This is a genomic window from Hydrocarboniphaga effusa AP103, from assembly GCF_000271305.1.
GTDB lineage: Bacteria > Pseudomonadota > Gammaproteobacteria > Nevskiales > Nevskiaceae > Hydrocarboniphaga > Hydrocarboniphaga effusa.
In genome coordinates this window covers 1,523,703-1,538,777 of sequence record NZ_AKGD01000001.1, presented here as the reverse complement: position 1 = coordinate 1,538,777, position 15,075 = coordinate 1,523,703, and the positions used below count along the sequence as shown (strand labels likewise).

At 65.7% G+C, this 15,075-nt stretch carries 14 protein-coding genes; 11 read left to right on the top strand and 3 right to left on the bottom strand.

Annotation, left to right across the window (positions count from 1 at the left end):
* Positions 1-36: 36 nt before the first annotated feature.
* From ctaD to WQQ_RS06745, 3 genes are all read left to right on the top strand, one after another.
* Positions 37-1,677 (top strand): cytochrome c oxidase subunit I, encoded by a 1,641-nt coding sequence (gene ctaD, locus WQQ_RS06755; protein ID WP_007184362.1) that lies wholly within the window; start codon positions 37-39, stop codon positions 1,675-1,677.
* 139 nt (positions 1,678-1,816) lie between these two features.
* Entirely contained in the window at positions 1,817-2,392 is a 576-nt protein-coding gene (locus tag WQQ_RS06750; RefSeq protein ID WP_007184360.1) for a cytochrome c oxidase assembly protein, read from the top strand.
* Between the two features lie 21 nt (positions 2,393-2,413).
* Positions 2,414-3,307 carry a cytochrome c oxidase subunit 3 gene (locus WQQ_RS06745; RefSeq protein ID WP_007184359.1) on the top strand — a complete coding sequence of 298 codons (894 nt, stop codon included), beginning with the start codon at positions 2,414-2,416 and terminating at the stop codon, positions 3,305-3,307.
* Between the two features lie 90 nt (positions 3,308-3,397).
* Here the strand turns inward: WQQ_RS06745 and WQQ_RS06740 are convergent, their stop codons facing one another.
* Positions 3,398-3,607 carry a DUF2909 domain-containing protein gene (locus WQQ_RS06740; protein WP_007184358.1) on the bottom strand — a complete coding sequence of 70 codons (210 nt, stop codon included), beginning with the start codon at positions 3,605-3,607 and terminating at the stop codon, positions 3,398-3,400.
* 114 nt (positions 3,608-3,721) lie between these two features.
* Between WQQ_RS06740 and WQQ_RS22865 the strand changes: the two genes are divergently transcribed.
* From WQQ_RS22865 to malQ, 6 genes are all read left to right on the top strand, one after another.
* Positions 3,722-4,468 (top strand): SURF1 family protein, encoded by a 747-nt coding sequence (locus WQQ_RS22865; RefSeq protein WP_007184357.1) that lies wholly within the window; start codon positions 3,722-3,724, stop codon positions 4,466-4,468.
* Complete coding sequence (locus WQQ_RS06730; RefSeq protein WP_007184356.1) at positions 4,465-5,091, top strand: redox-active disulfide-containing membrane protein; 627 nt, start codon at positions 4,465-4,467, stop codon at positions 5,089-5,091. The genes WQQ_RS22865 and WQQ_RS06730 overlap by 4 nt, the downstream gene beginning before the upstream one ends.
* Positions 5,092-5,145: 54 nt before the next feature.
* Positions 5,146-6,126 (top strand): COX15/CtaA family protein, encoded by a 981-nt coding sequence (locus WQQ_RS06725; RefSeq protein WP_007184355.1) that lies wholly within the window; start codon positions 5,146-5,148, stop codon positions 6,124-6,126.
* A gap of 19 nt (positions 6,127-6,145) precedes the next feature.
* Positions 6,146-7,036, top strand: coding sequence for a heme o synthase (gene cyoE / locus WQQ_RS06720; protein ID WP_007184354.1), 891 nt, complete (start codon positions 6,146-6,148; stop codon positions 7,034-7,036).
* 100 nt (positions 7,037-7,136) lie between these two features.
* Entirely contained in the window at positions 7,137-8,813 is a 1,677-nt protein-coding gene (locus WQQ_RS06715) for a glycoside hydrolase family 57 protein (protein ID WP_007184353.1), read from the top strand.
* A gap of 22 nt (positions 8,814-8,835) precedes the next feature.
* Positions 8,836-10,335: a 4-alpha-glucanotransferase gene (gene malQ, locus WQQ_RS06710; RefSeq protein WP_007184352.1), complete on the top strand. Its 1,500-nt coding sequence runs from the start codon at positions 8,836-8,838 to the stop codon at positions 10,333-10,335.
* An 89-nt stretch (positions 10,336-10,424) separates the two neighbouring features.
* Here the strand turns inward: malQ and rpoH are convergent, their stop codons facing one another.
* Positions 10,425-11,309, bottom strand: coding sequence for an RNA polymerase sigma factor RpoH (rpoH, locus tag WQQ_RS06705; protein ID WP_007184351.1), 885 nt, complete (start codon positions 11,307-11,309; stop codon positions 10,425-10,427).
* 262 nt (positions 11,310-11,571) lie between these two features.
* Between rpoH and pyk the strand changes: the two genes are divergently transcribed.
* Entirely contained in the window at positions 11,572-13,011 is a 1,440-nt protein-coding gene (gene pyk / locus WQQ_RS06700) for a pyruvate kinase (protein WP_007184350.1), read from the top strand.
* 36 nt (positions 13,012-13,047) lie between these two features.
* Here the strand turns inward: pyk and WQQ_RS06695 are convergent, their stop codons facing one another.
* Positions 13,048-13,953 carry a LysR family transcriptional regulator gene (locus WQQ_RS06695; protein ID WP_007184348.1) on the bottom strand — a complete coding sequence of 302 codons (906 nt, stop codon included), beginning with the start codon at positions 13,951-13,953 and terminating at the stop codon, positions 13,048-13,050.
* Between the two features lie 99 nt (positions 13,954-14,052).
* Here WQQ_RS06695 and WQQ_RS06690 point away from each other — a divergent pair, with 99 nt between their 5' ends.
* Positions 14,053-15,066, top strand: coding sequence for a zinc-binding alcohol dehydrogenase family protein (locus tag WQQ_RS06690; RefSeq protein WP_040453132.1), 1,014 nt, complete (start codon positions 14,053-14,055; stop codon positions 15,064-15,066).
* Positions 15,067-15,075: the final 9 nt, after the last annotated feature.

Sequence of the window (15,075 nt, the reverse complement as noted above, 5' to 3'; positions counted from 1 at the left end):
CAGATAGCAGTCGACAGAGTTTTTCGGAGTTTTCGCATGGCTCACACCGATCACGCCCACCACGACGATCACGCGCACCACGGCCCCGAGAAGGGGATCATGCGCTGGATCAAGACCACCAACCACAAGGACCTGGGCACGCTGTACCTGGTGTTCGCGTTCATCATGTTCTTCATCGGCGGCCTGATGTCGCTGGTGATCCGTGCCGAGCTGTTCACGCCCGGCATGCAGTTCGTGCATCCCGAGTTCTTCAACTCGATGACCACGCTGCACGCGCTGGTGATGATCTTCGGCGGCGTGATGCCGGCCTTCACCGGCCTGGCGAACTGGATGGTGCCGATGCAGATCGGCTGCTCCGACCTGGCCCTGCCGCGCATCAACAACTGGGGCTTCTGGATCCTGCCGTTCGCGTTCGCGCTGCTGCTGTCGACCCTGTTCCTGCCCTCGGGCGGCCCGGCCGGCGGCTGGACCATGTATCCGCCGCTCGTGCTGCAGATGGGCGAAGGCTTTCCGTTCCTGATCTTCGCCGTGCACTTGATGGGTATCAGCTCGATCACGGGCGCCATCAACGTCGCCGTGACGATCCTGAACATGCGCGCGCCCGGCATGACGCTGCTGAAGATGCCGCTGTTCTGCTGGACCTGGCTGATCACCGCCTACCTGCTGATCGCGACCATGCCGGTGCTCGCCGGCGCGGTGACCATGCTGCTGACCGACAAGTACTTCGGCACGAGCTTCTTCACGGCTTCGGGCGGTGGTGACCCGGTCCTGTTCCAGCACGTGTTCTGGTTCTTCGGCCACCCCGAGGTGTACATCCTGATCCTGCCCGCGTTCGGCGTCGTCTCGACGATCATCCCGACCTTCGCGCGCAAGACCTTGTTCGGCTATGACTCGATGGTCTATGCCACTGCCTCGATCGCGTTCCTGAGCTTCATCGTCTGGGCGCACCACATGTTCACGGTCGGCATGCCGCTGGCCGGTGAGCTGTTCTTCATGTTCAGCACCATGCTCATCGCGGTGCCGACCGGCGTGAAGGTGTTCAACTGGGTGGCGACGATGTGGAAGGGCTCGATGACCTTCGAGACCCCGATGCTGTTCGCGGTCGCCTTCGTGTTCCTGTTCTCGATCGGCGGCTTCTCGGGCCTGATGCTCGCGGTCGCCCCGGTGGACTTCCAGTACCACGACACCTATTTCGTGGTCGCGCACTTCCACTACGTGCTGGTGCCGGGCGCGGTGTTCTCGATCCTCGCGGGCGTCTACTACTGGATCCCGAAGTGGACCGGCCGCATGTACAACGAAACGCTCGGCAAGCTGCACTTCTGGCTGTCGGCGATCGCCATCAACGTGACCTTCTTCCCGCAGCATTTCTCGGGTCTGGCTGGCATGCAGCGCCGCGTTCCGGACTACGCGGTGCAGTTCACCGACTTCAACCAGATCTCCACGATCGGCGCTTTCGTGTTCTTCATCGCCCAGTTCATCTTCATCGGCAACATGCTCAAGTGCATGTTCAAGAAGGGCACCAAGGCAACCGACCGCGTCTGGGAAGGCGCGCACGGCCTGGAGTGGACGGTGCCGTCGCCGGCTCCGTATCACACCTTCGTCGATCCGCCGTACGTCGGTGACGCCGAAACGCAGAACCTGCACGACACCACCCACGCGCACGCCGGTCATCACTGATCGCGTCGCTATCGATGAGTGCAATGGAAGCTGATCGCAAGCGGGCCCGGCGCAACGTGATTCTCGCGCTGGTGCACGTGGCGCTCGTGATCGTCGTGCTGGCCGGCTTCGTCTACGCGCAGACCCGGCGCTGAGCCGCATGAGCGCCACGGAACAGGGCCGCAAATCGGTACGCCGCACGGCCTTGATCATGGTCGCGGTGGTCGCCGGCATGTTCGGCTTCGGCTACGCGACGGTGCCGCTGTACAACGCGCTGTGCACGTTCATCGGCCTCAACGGCAAGGTGTCGACCGAGGCGGTCAGTGAAAGCGGTGGGGCCGCGGTCGACAAGACGCGGCTCGTGAAGGTGCAGTTCGTGACCACCGTGAACGGCGGTCGCAATTGGGAGTTTCGTTCGGAGCAGGCACAGGTCGAAGTGCATCCGGGCGAGTTTTCGACGGTGATGTTCCATGCTCGCAACACCGAGGACCACGACATCGTGGCCCAGGCGGTTCCGAACGTTGCACCCACCACCGCCGCAAGGCATTTGCGCAAGTCGGAGTGCTTCTGCTTCAACAACCAGCCGTTCAAGGCCGGGGAAGAGAAGGAGATGCCGGTGCGCTTCGTGATTGATCCGGAGTTACCGCCGGAAGTGGATACGGTGACCCTGTCGTATACTTTTTTTGACGTGACGCAGACCGCTGGAAAGAGCGCGCCTGCTTCGCCCAACAGCTAGCACGAGGTTTGAGAGAGACCCATGGCGACGCCAGCCGCAACCCACGATCACGCCCCGGACAAGAGTCACTATTTCGTTCCGGAGCCCACGGCCTGGCCGTTCATCCTGACTGCGGCTCTGGTGGCCGTCGTCATCGGCGTCTGGGGCTATCTCGAAGAGCAGCACGTCGGCATGCTGCCCGTGTGGATCGGTGCGGCGCTGGCCATCTACATCGTGTTCCGCTGGGTGCGCGGCATCTGCCTCGAGAGTGAGAGCGGCGCGTACAACGCGCAGGTCGATCGCACCTATCGCATGGGCATGGCCTGGTTCATCTTCTCCGAGGTCATGTTCTTCGCCGCCTTCTTCGGCGCGCTCTGGTATACCCGCGAAATGTCGGTGCCGTGGCTCTCGGGCGAGGGCGCCAAGGTCGCCACGCACCTGACGCTGTGGCCCGGTTTCGAGAACACTTGGCCGACCAACGGCCCGGCCGCGGTCGGCGGAAAGTTCGAGACGGTCGGCGCCTGGGGCCTGCCCTTCGTCAACACCGTGCTGCTGATCACGTCGGGCATGACGCTCGAGAAGGCGCATCACGATCTCAAGGAAAACCACCGCCTGTCCTGCATCATCTGGATGTGGGTCACGGTCGCGCTGGGTTCGCTGTTCCTGTACTTCCAGGCCAGCGAATACATCCACGCCTACCACGAGCTCAACCTCAAGCTCACCTCGGGCGTCTACGGCTCCACCTTCTTCATGCTCACGGGCTTCCACGGCTTCCACGTGACGCTCGGTACGCTGATGCTCGCGATCATCGCGATCCGCCTGATGCTCGGCCATTTCAAGCCCGACAGCCACTTCGGCTTCGAGGGCGTGGCCTGGTACTGGCACTTCGTGGACGTGGTCTGGATCGGCCTGTTCATCTTCGTCTACATCGTCTGATCCTCGATCAGGCGACGTGGTCAGCAAAAAGGCCCGCTCAGCGGGCCTTTTTGCTGTACGGATGCGATTCCGCGTTTCGGTTTCGAAGCCTCAGCCACCGACCCCGTGCGGCTTGATCCAGCCGAAGAAGAAGGCGAGGACCAGGAAGATCAGCAGCAAGGCCTGCAGGCCGACGCGCCAGATCAGGGCCCACAAGGCGCGGCGCTGGGTGCTCGGATCGCGCACGACGAAGTAGCCGCCGGCGAGCAGGGCGACGATGATCGCGACCAGGAAGATGACGATGAATCCGTTGACGACCATATGTCGATGTTGTCCAAGGCGCTCCAGGCTGAGCGGCGCATGGTATCGCCGTTCTCGGTCGCTGCTAATGCCCGCATCTTCGCCATTCCCGACTGAAGGCCGCCCGACCGTTCGATGAGTGCTTCTTCATACAGCCGACTGCAGTTCCGCCCACCGCTGTGGGCCTGGCTCGGCCTGCTGCCGTGCCTGGCCTTGCTGATCACGCTCGGAACCTGGCAACTCGATCGCGGAATCCGCAAGATCGCCCTGCAACAGACGCTCGACGAGGCGGGGCAGCAGGCGCCGACGGCGCTGTCGCGCAGCAGCGAGGCCGCGCAGAAGGACGGCGCCCTGCACGCCCAGGCCGTGGGTCGCTACGACAGCGCGCACCAGCTATTGCTCGACAATGAAGGCTACGAAGGTCGCCCGGGGTATCATGTGCTGACCCCGCTTCGACTCGACGACGGCGCCATCGTCATCGTCAACCGTGGCTGGGTGCCGCAGACGGCGAGCCGTAGCCAGCTGCCGAATGTCGCGGTCGGCGAGGAGACGCGGCAGGTGGCCGGCCTCTGGCGCGAGCCGGCCCGTCCCGGTTTGCGACTGGCCGTCGACAACTGCGCAGGCGAGGCCTGGCCCCGCGTGCTGCAGTATCCGGAGGTGAAGGATTTTCGCTGTCTGCTCGGCGAGGCCGTGTTGCCGGGCGTGCTCTTGCTGCAGGCCGACGCCGCCGATGGCTACGTGCGCGACTGGCGCGTGAGCACCGGTTTTCCGCCGCAGCGGCATTACGCCTATGCGGCCCAGTGGTACGCGTTCGCGGCCACTCTGTTGTTCCTGTTCGTGAAGCTCAACCTCAAACGCATTCCGAGAAGTCCCGACGCATGAACGCTGCTCCGCCCACCGCCGGCCCTCGCTCGCGCCTCACCGGCCGCACGCAGTTCGTGCTGCTCGCCCTGCTGTTCTTCGCCCCGTTCGTCGCGGCCTGGTCGCTGTATTTCTATTTTCCCGACGCCCGGCCGACCGGCACGACCAACTACGGCCAGCTCGTGAACCCGCCGCTGCAGCTGCCGAACTGGTCGCTCACCGAGCCCGACGGCAGCGCCTCCACCACCGAAGCCCTGCGCGGCAAATGGCTGCTGATCCAGCTCGTCGATGGCGACTGCGAGAAGCTTTGCACCGATCGCCTGGTCACCACGCGGCAGATGCGCACCGCGCTCGCGGCTGAGCGCGAGCGCCTGCAGCGCGTCGTGATCGGCAACGACGCCGCCGGCCTCGCGGCCCTGCAATCGCGGCTCGCGGCCGAGCAGCCCGACGTCAGCTGGCATGCGATCGCCGACCTCGGCGAAGCGCGCCGCTTCTTCGGCTCCACCGATGCCGAGACGCTGTTCCTGGTCGATCCGGCCGGCAATTACCTGATGCTGTATCCGGGCGGCCACGGCGTGCAGGCCGATTTCAAGGGCATGCAAAAAGACATCAACAAGCTGCTCAAGCTGTCCCGCCTGGGCTGATAGGTCACTAAAATGCCGTCCGCCGCGTCCGCGTCGCCTCACACGTCACCGTCCATGCTCTGGTTCCGCCGCATCAATTTCACCGCCGTGCTGCTGTGCTTCGTCGTGGTGGTGTTCGGCGCCTTCGTGCGGCTGTCGGATGCCGGCCTCGGTTGCCCGGACTGGCCGGGCTGCTACGGACACGTCGGCGTGCCCGAGGCCGATCACGATGTCGCCCAGGCCCAGCAGGCCTTTCCGGAGCGTCCGGTCGAGGCGCACAAGGCCTGGAAGGAAATGATTCATCGCTATCTGGCCTCGACGCTGGGTTTCCTGATCGTGGCGCTCGCGCTGATGAGCACGCGCATCAAGGGTGCGCCCAAAAAACTGCCGTGGGTGCTCGTCGGGCTGGTCGTGTTCCAGGGCATGCTCGGCATGTGGACGGTCACCCTGCTGCTCAAGCCGCTCGTGGTCACCGGCCATCTGATCGGTGGATTGACCACGCTATCGCTGCTGCTGGTCCTGTGGCTGTCCGGCCGCGCGCACGGCGCCGCCAAGGCGCCGCGCCCGCTGATCGGCGTCGCCACCATCGGCCTGATCCTGGTGGCCCTGCAGATCTTCCTGGGTGGCTGGACCAGCACCAATTACGCCGCGCTGGCCTGCCCGGATTTCCCGACCTGCCATTACCGGCTCGTGCCCGAAACCGATTTCAAGACCGCGTTCACGCTCTGGCACGGGCTCGGCATCAATTACGAACACGGCATTCTCGATGCGCGCGCGCGCGTGACGATTCATTGGATGCATCGCGTCGGCGCGCTCGTGGTGAGCCTGTTCCTGCTGCTGCTCGCGGTGGCGCTGCTGCGCTGTCGCGAAAGCGTCTGGAAGCATTTCGGCCAGGCCGTGCTCGCGGTGCTCGCGCTGCAGATCACGCTCGGCATCACCACGGTGCTGTTCCAGCTGCCACTGCCGCTGGCCACCGCGCACAACGCCGGAGCCGCGCTGCTGCTGAGCACGCTGCTCGCGCTCAACGTGCGCCTGCGTCAGGCGCCTCCGCGCTGACATGGGCACGAGTTCCGATATGACCTCCGCCGCCGAACAACCCAGCTCGCTGCTCCACGAGTACTACGAGCTGTGCAAGCCGCGCGTGGTCATGCTGATCGTGTTCACCGCGATCATCGGCATGTTCCTCGCGGTGCCGGGACTGCCGCCGATCGCGGCGCTGGTCTGGGGCACGCTCGGCATCACCTTGCAGGCCGCTTCGGCCGCCGCGATCAACCAGATCATCGATCGCAACATCGACGCCAACATGGCGCGCACCTGCGGCCGTCCGCTCGTGACTGGCCGCCTCGGCATGACCGAGTCGATCGCCTTCGCGACCGTGATCGGGCTCGCGGGCTTCGTCGTGCTGTGGTTTCTCGTCAACCCGCTCACGGCCGTGCTCACGCAGTTCACGCTGGTCGGTTACGCAGGCATCTACACGCTGTATCTGAAGCGCGCGACGCCGCAGAACATCGTCATCGGCGGCGCTGCGGGCGCTGCGCCGCCGGTGCTCGGCTGGGTGGCCGCGACGGGCGAACTGCATGCGCATTCGCTGATCCTGTTCCTGATCATCTTCATCTGGACGCCGCCGCATTTCTGGGCGCTCGCGATCGAGCGTCGCGACGAGTACGCCAAGGCCGGAGTGCCGATGCTGCCGGTCACGCACGGCATCGAATTCACGCGCACGCAGGTGCTGCTCTATACGGTGCTGCTCGTCGTCGTCACGATCCTGCCATTCGTGACCGGCATGAGCGGGCTGCTGTATCTGATCGGCGCGCTCGGGCTCGGCGGCGTGTTCCTGTACTACGCCTGGCGGCTCAAGTTTTCACCGGTTCCGGGCCTGCCGATGCGCACCTTCGGCTATTCCATCGTGTATCTGATGGGCCTGTTCACGTTCCTGCTCGTCGATCATTACGTGCGGCTGTTCTAGCTTTTCGAGCGCCTCATTCCCCAGCGTGCTTTCGACGTATAGCGGTTCAGATTCGCTTGGGTATGCTGTGTGTTCCGACCGGCACATCGAGCAGCACTGAATGAGCGACGACCGTTTGCGCGTGGTGGTGGGCTGGCACATGCACCAGCCCGAGTATCGCGACCCCGCCACGGGCGTCTCGGCGCTGCCTTGGACGTACCTGCACGCGATCAAGGATTACGCCGACATGGCGGCGCATTTCGAGGCCGAGGTGTCGGCTCGCGGCGTCGTCAACTTCGCCCCGCTGCTGCTCGAACAGCTCGAAGCACGTGCGCAGACCATCGCCGATTTCCTCGCCCGCGGCGCCGAACTCAAGGAGCCGCTGCTCGAGGCGCTCGTCGCCGAGCACTATCCGCCTGACGCGAATACGCGAGCCGCGCTGATCCAGGCAGGATTGCGTTCGCACAAGGAGCGCCTGATCGCACGCTGGGCGCCTTATGCGGCGCTCGCGAAGATCGCCGAGCGCATCGATCAGGAGCACGAGTTCGCGGCGTATCTGTCCGATGCCTACATCGCCGATCTGCTGACCTGGCTGCATCTGGCCTGGATGGGCGAGACGGTTCGCCGCGACAACGCATTCGTGCAGCAACTCGCCGAGCAGGGCCGCGGCTACACGCTGCAGCAGCGACGCGAACTGCTCGAACTGATCGGCCAGATCACCGCCGGCATCATCCCGCGCTATCGCAAGCTCGCCGAAAGCGGACGCGTGGAACTCACCACCACGCCTTACGGGCATCCGATCGTGCCGCTGCTGCTCGATCTGCAATCGGCGCACGAGGCGATGCCGGGCGCTCCGCTGCCGACTTCCGCCGCGCAGTATCCGGGCGGCATCGATCGCGCACGCTGGCACTTCGAACGCGGGCTGCAAGTGTTCGAACGCTGCTTCGGCTTTCGACCCGAAGGTTGCTGGCCGTCCGAAGGTTCCATCAGCGAGGCGACGCTCAAACTGCTGCCTGAGTTCGGCTTTCGCTGGACGGCTTCGGGCGGCAACGTGCTGCATCACAGCGTGCTCAACGCGGGCCTGCGCTCGGCGCCCGCCAACGCGCCCGTGCAGTTCGGCGACAACCCGCTGGCCTGCGTCTTCCGCGACGACGAGCTCTCCGACGCGGTCGGCTTCCAGTATCAAACCTGGCACGCAGACGACGCGGTCACGCATCTGCTGCAACGCCTCGAATCGCGCGCCTGGCAAACGCCCGGCGGCCTGTTGCTGATCTATCTCGACGGCGAGAACGCCTGGGAGTTCTATCCGCACAACGCCTACTGGCTGCTGTCGACGCTGTACGCGCGCATCGCCGCGCATCCGCAGCTCAGGCTCTCGACGATGTCCGAAGCGTTGGCCGGACAAGCGCGGCTTTCGCACCTGCCCAGGCTCACGGCCGGCAGCTGGGTTTACGGCACGTTCTCGACCTGGATCGGCAGCGCCGACAAGAACCGCGGCTGGGATCTGCTCGTGCATGCCAAGAACGCCTACGACCGCGTGGTCGCGAGCGGGCGCCTGTCGCCAGCCGAACTCACGGCCATCGATCGCCAACTCGCGGTTTGCGAGGGATCGGACTGGTTCTGGTGGCTTGGCGACTACAACCCCGATCGCGCGGTCAGCGATTTCGAATCGCTTTATCGCCTGCACCTGCGCCGGCTCTACGAAATGCTCGGTGAGCCGCCGCCGGCCGAACTCGCGGCCGTGCTGAGCTTGGGTCAGGGCGATCCGGCCGCCGGCGGCGTGATGCGCGCGAACTAGGGACTTGGGAAAAGGACTTCCGATGACGCTCCAAGCTGTGCCGGCCGCGACGGTGCCGGTCAATCCGCTGGCCAGGCGCCGAGCCGGCGTGCTTGCGCACATCACCTCGCTCCCCGGGCCGCTCGGCAACGGCGACTTCAGCCACGATGCCTACCGTTTCGTCGATTTCGCGGTGCGCGCCGGATTTTCGATCTGGCAGGTGCTGCCGCTGAATCCGACGCACGAGGATGGCTCGCCGTACTACAGCACCTCGGCGAACGCCGGGAACCCACTGCTGATCAGCCTCGACTGGCTCGTCGATCGCGGCTGGCTCGCCGGCTACGATCGCGGACTGAGCCGGGTCGGGGCACGCGAGCATCGCGCGGCGTGTCTGCGCGAGGCGCACAAGAAGTTCTTCGAAACCGCTTCGGCCGATTGGCTGGCCCGCTATCGCCGCTTCTGCCACGAAGCCGACCACTGGCTCGAAGACTACGTGCGCTTCGTCGCCTTCGACGCGCAATACAACAGTGGCTGGATCGACTGGCCCAAAGCGGTACGCGATCGCAAGGGAGCGGCCTACGAGCGCGCGGTCGAGGCGGTCGCCGAGCGTTGCGATTTCGAGCGCTTCCAGCAATTCATCTTCGCGATGCAATGGGCCGATCTGCGCGCCTACGCCAACGATCGCGGTCTCTATCTGTTCGGCGATTTGCCGATCTTCGTCGCCCATCACAGCGCCGACGTCTGGGCGCGGCCCGCGCTCTGGAAGCTCGACAAAGCCGGCCAACCGACCGTGGTCGCCGGCGTGCCACCCGATTACTTCTCCGAAACCGGGCAGCTCTGGGGCAACCCGCTGTATCGCTGGCCCGAGCATCAGAAGCACGGCTACGACTGGTGGCTGCAGCGGCTGGCCCGCCAGCGCGAGCTGTTCGACCTGCTGCGCATCGATCACTTTCGCGGCCTGGAAGCTTGCTGGGAGATTCCGGCCGGAGACGAAACCGCGGTCAACGGCAGCTGGGTCAAGGCGCCCGGCGAGGAATTGCTGACGGCGGTGTCCGAAAAGCTCGGCGCCCTGCCGCTGGTGGCCGAAGACCTCGGCGACATCACGCCCGAAGTCGACCAGCTGCGGAAGCGCTTCGGACTGCCGGGCATGCGGGTGATGCAATTCGGATTCGACGGCGACCCGGCCAACCCGCATCTGCCGCACAACTACATGGTCGATTCGGTGGCCTACACGGGCACGCACGACAATGCCGTGACGCGCGAATGGTTCGAAAACCTCGACGAGCAGAGCCTGGCCGACGTGCGGCGCTACCTGCCCGACCCGGCACCGATGCCAGACCCGCTGATCCGCGCGATCTACGCTTCGTGTGCGCAGCTCGCGATCGTTCCGATGCAGGACGTGCTGAGCCTCGGCGCAGGCAACCGCATGAATACGCCGGGCACGCTGGCCGATACCAACTGGACCTGGCGTTTCGACTGGAGCGAACTCGCCGTCGGGCGGACTCAGGAGCTCGCCGGGCTCGCGAAGCTCTACAACCGCTGACCCTGCGAAATACGAAGCAGCGACTGCAGCAAAGATAAAGCCCGCTGATAGCGGGCTTTATCTTTGCTCAACTCGATGAAGCAAGCCGATCAGGCCGGCAATGCCTCGATGGCCTTGCGCAGCTTCTTCATCGCCGCGGCCTCGATCTGGCGGATGCGCTCGGCCGACACGCCGTACTCGTCCGCCAGCTCCTGCAGGCCGGCCTTCTGGCCATCTTCCGACAGCCAGCGGCGCATCAGGATGCTCTTGGCACGGTCGTCGAGCTTGGCGAGCGCGTTGCGCATGGTGGTTTCGCGGCGCTCGTTCCAGCCGGCGTCCTCGATCTCGGCGTAGGTCGAGTCTTCGGTCGCCAGATAATCTTCCGGCACGTAGCTGGTTTCCTCGCTGTCTTCCGTGGTCATGCTGAAGGACACGTCGTGCCCGCCCAGGCGCGATTCCATCTGCATGACTTCTTCGGGCTTGACCTTGAGATCCTTGGCGATCGCCTCGACCTCGGACTGGTTCATCCAGCCCAGGCGCTGCTTGGCCGAGCGCAGGTTGAAGAACAGCTTGCGCTGGGCCTTGGTCGTGGCGATCTTCACGATGCGCCAGTTCTTGAGGATGAACTCGTGAATCTCGGCCTTGATCCAGTGCACCGCGAAGCTGATCAGTCGCACGCCGACGTTCGGGTCGAAGCGCTTGACGGCCTTCATGAGGCCGACGTTGCCTTCCTGGATCAGGTCGGCCAGCTGCAGGCCGTAGCCCATGTAGCCGCGGGCGATGTGAACCACGAAGCGCAGGTTGGAGAACACGAGTTTCTGCGCGGAGGGCAGATCCTGCTCATCGTGCAGACGATGAGCGAGGCGGGATTCTTCTTCGGCGTCCAGCACCGGGATGCGCGAGACCGACTGGATGTACGACTCCAGGCTGCCCGACAGCGGCATCAGAGCGGCGCCGGTATTGGCGCGCAGGCTCAGGGCGGTGGATTGCGTCATGACTTACTCCATTAGGACGGCTGCTACCCAGAGCATTACCGTGTGAGGCAATGCTAGCAGTCGGAATCATAGAGTGCTAAGGCTATGGAAAGTTCGCTTGATGCGGTTTGAATTTATCAATCGCCACGATCGGCAAAACGCAAAGTTCTACAAATAATCACGTCTGTGCGACGGCGAGTCCCCCCTTTCGGGGAGAAGCGGAACGGCTCCCGTAAGATGGCTCCGTCGCCCGCTCACTCAAGCTTCGGGAGTTCCAATTCGCATGCGCCGTCAACGCAACGCCAAGATCGTCGCCACGCTGGGTCCCGCGAGCAGGGATCGCGAAACCATCGAAGCCCTGTTTCGCGCCGGCGCCGACGTCTTCCGCCTGAACTTCAGCCATGGCTCGCACGAGGATCACCGGGCGCGTTTCGAGCTGATCCGCGAGATCGAGCGCGAGCTCGGGCGGCCGATCGGCATCCTGATGGACCTGCAGGGGCCGAAGCTGCGCATCGGCACCTTTGCCGCCGGGCCGATCAGGCTCGAACCCGGCCAGCCCTTCCTGCTCGACCTGCGCCGCGAAGTGGCCGGCGACAGCACGCGCGTGGCGCTGCCGCACCCGGAAATCTTCGCCGCGCTGACCGAGGGCACCGACCTGCTGCTCGACGATGGCCGCATCCGCCTGCGCGTCGAGCGCTTCGACGCCCTGCATGCGCAGACCCGCGTGATCACCGGCGGCTCGCTGTCGGAGCGCAAGGGCGTCAACGTGCCGGGCGTGACCCTGCCGATCTCGGCGCTGACCGAAAAAGACCGCCGCGATCTCGATTTCGGGCTCGAGCTCGGCGTCGACTGGATCGCGCTGTCGTTCGTGCAGCGGCCCGAGGACATCGAGGAGATCAAGGCCATTGTCCAGGGCCGGGCGGGCATCGTCGCCAAGCTCGAGAAGCCCGCCGCCATCGGCCAGCTCGACGCCATCGTCGAGGCCACCGACGCGGTGATGGTGGCCCGAGGCGATCTCGGCGTGGAAATGCCGGCCGAGTACGTGCCATCGATCCAGAAGCGCATCGTGCGCAGCAGCCGTCGGCTCGGACGACCCGTGATCGTCGCCACGCAGATGCTCGAATCGATGATCTCGGCCCCGGTACCGACGCGCGCCGAGGCCTCCGACGTCGCCACCGCGATCTACGACGGCGCCGACGCGGTGATGCTGTCGGCCGAATCGGCGGCCGGCCAGTACCCGGTCGAGGCGGTGCGCATGATGGACCGCATCATCGCGCAGACCGAATCCGACCCCTATTACCGCGAGGTCATCGACGCGGCGCACACCCCGCCGCAGGCCGACATCGCCGGGGCGATCGGCGAGGCCGTCTGCGCGATCGCGGGGCGGCTCAAGGCCGCGGCGGTGGTCACCTACACGAGCTCGGGCTACTCGGCCCTGCGCGTCGCGCGCGAGCGTCCGGAAGCGCCGATCATCGGCATGACGCCGCGCGCCGACACTTCGCACCGGCTCACGCTGGTCTGGGGCATTCACCCGGTGATCACGCCCGACGTCGCGAGCGTGACCGAGATGACCAACTTCGCGAGCTGGACCGCGTCCGAGGAAGGCTTCGCGCGCGCCGGCCAGACCGTGGTGATCGCCGCCGGCATGCCGTTCGGCGCGCCGGGGCACACCAACCTGCTGCGCGTGGCGCAGGTCGGTGGCGAGGCCTCGACCGGCGCTTGATCGATGGCGGGTGACGCGGCTGCGCCGCCAGCCCGCCTACGGCGCTCCGAGCTCGGCGCAGCGCTTTTGCAGCAGCGCATGCAGCTCTCGGATCGACGGAAGGAATTGCTTGCGGTGCGGGCAGACCAGGCTCAGCGGCGTCGCCTCGGTGGGCTGGCCCGCTAATAGCAATTCAAGCCGGCCGGCGCGCACGTCGGAGCAGACGTCGAGCCAGGACTTGTAGGCGATGCCCTGGCCGTCGATCGCCCAGCGACGCGCGACGTCGGCATCGTCGCAAGCCAGCGCGGCTTTCATCGTCACCGTCTGCCGGCGCCCGCCTTCGAGCGGGAACACCCATTTGTCGTAGAGACGGCCGTCGAGCCCCCAGAGCAGGCCGTCGTGGGCGCGCAGTTCGTCGAGCGACTGCGGGCGACCCTTGCGCCGCAAATAGTCCGGCGAGGCGACCAGCACGCGCCGGTTGTGCGGAGCCAGCGGCAGCGCGACGTAGCTGGAGTCCTCGATGCGCCCGTAGCGGATCGCCACATCGACCGGATCCCGATACAGATTCGTCACCTGATCCGAGAGCGACAACCGCAGGCTCAGCTGCGGATGCGCATTGCGCAGCTCGGCGAGCCAGGGCAACAGCATGTTGCGGCCGAAATCCGATGGCGCCGCGAGCTGCAGGACGCCGCGCAGCGCACCCGATTCCGCGTGCAGGCTGTCGCGGCCCTCGCGCAGTTGGGCCAGCGCCTGCTGCGCGTGGGGCAGGTAGCGCTCGCCCTCGGCGGTCAGCCGCAGGCTGCGCGTCGAGCGCGCGAACAGCCGGATGTCGAGCTCGCGCTCCAGCCGCTGGATCGCGGCGCTGACCTGGGCCGGCAGCAGGTCGGCCTCGCGGGCCGCGTTCGAAAAGCTGCCGAGCGCGGCCGTGCGCACGAACAGGCTCAGGTCGTCGAGACGGATCATTTTCTTCACTGGTGTGAAAGTGATGTTCGATTCTGCGGGTTTCTCGGATCAATGGAGGGGTGCAGCATGGCCGCCTGTTCCCCATCACCAGAGTTCGACATGAAAGCCATCGTCTACACCCGGCAGGGCCTGCCGATCGAAGACCCGCAGGCCCTGCACGAGATCGAGTTGCCGCGCCCGACGCCGGGCCCGCGCGACCTGCTCGTGAAGATTCGCGCCGTATCGGTCAACCCGGTCGATACCAAGGTCCGCCGCAATGCGGTCACCGAAACCCCGCGCATCCTCGGCTGGGACGCGGTCGGCTCGGTCGTCGAAGTCGGTTCGGACGTCAGCCTGTTCAAGCCCGGCGACGAGGTCTATTACGCGGGTTCGATCGCGCGGCCCGGCAGCTACGCCGAATACGGGCTCGTCGACGAGCGCATCGCCGGCCACAAGCCGGCTTCGCTGCCCGACGCGCAGGCCGCGGCCCTGCCGCTGACCTCGATCACCGCCTGGGAATTGCTGTTCGATCGCCTCGGCATCGCCGAAGGCGGCGGCGAGGGCCACAAGCTGCTCGTGATCGGCGCGGCGGGCGGCGTCGGCTCGATGCTCGTGCAGCTCGCGCGTCGGCTGACCAAGCTCACGGTGATCGGCACCGCCTCGCGCGAGGCGACGCAGCAGTGGGTGCGCGAGCTCGGCGCGCACGAGGTCATCGATCACTCGCGTCCGCTCAAGCAGGAGCTCGATCGTCTCGGCCTAGGCACCGTGCACTATGTCGCGAGCCTCACGCATACCGATGCGCACTACGCACAGATCGTCGAGGCACTCGCTCCGCAGGGAAAACTCGCGCTGATCGACGATCCCGCGACGCCGATCGACATCATGCCGCTCAAGCGCAAGTCGATCTCGCTGCACTGGGAGCTCATGTTCACGCGCCCGCTGTTCGAGACCGACGACATGATCCGCCAGCACCAGCTGCTCGATCGTGTCGCCGAGCTCATCGACGCGGGCACGCTCAAGACCACGCTCGGCGAGCATTACGGGCGCATCGATGCGCAGAATCTGCGACGCGCGCACGCGCTGATCGAAAGCCACCAGGCACGCGGCAAGATCGTGCTCGAAGGCTTCGAGTGAAGCCTCTGA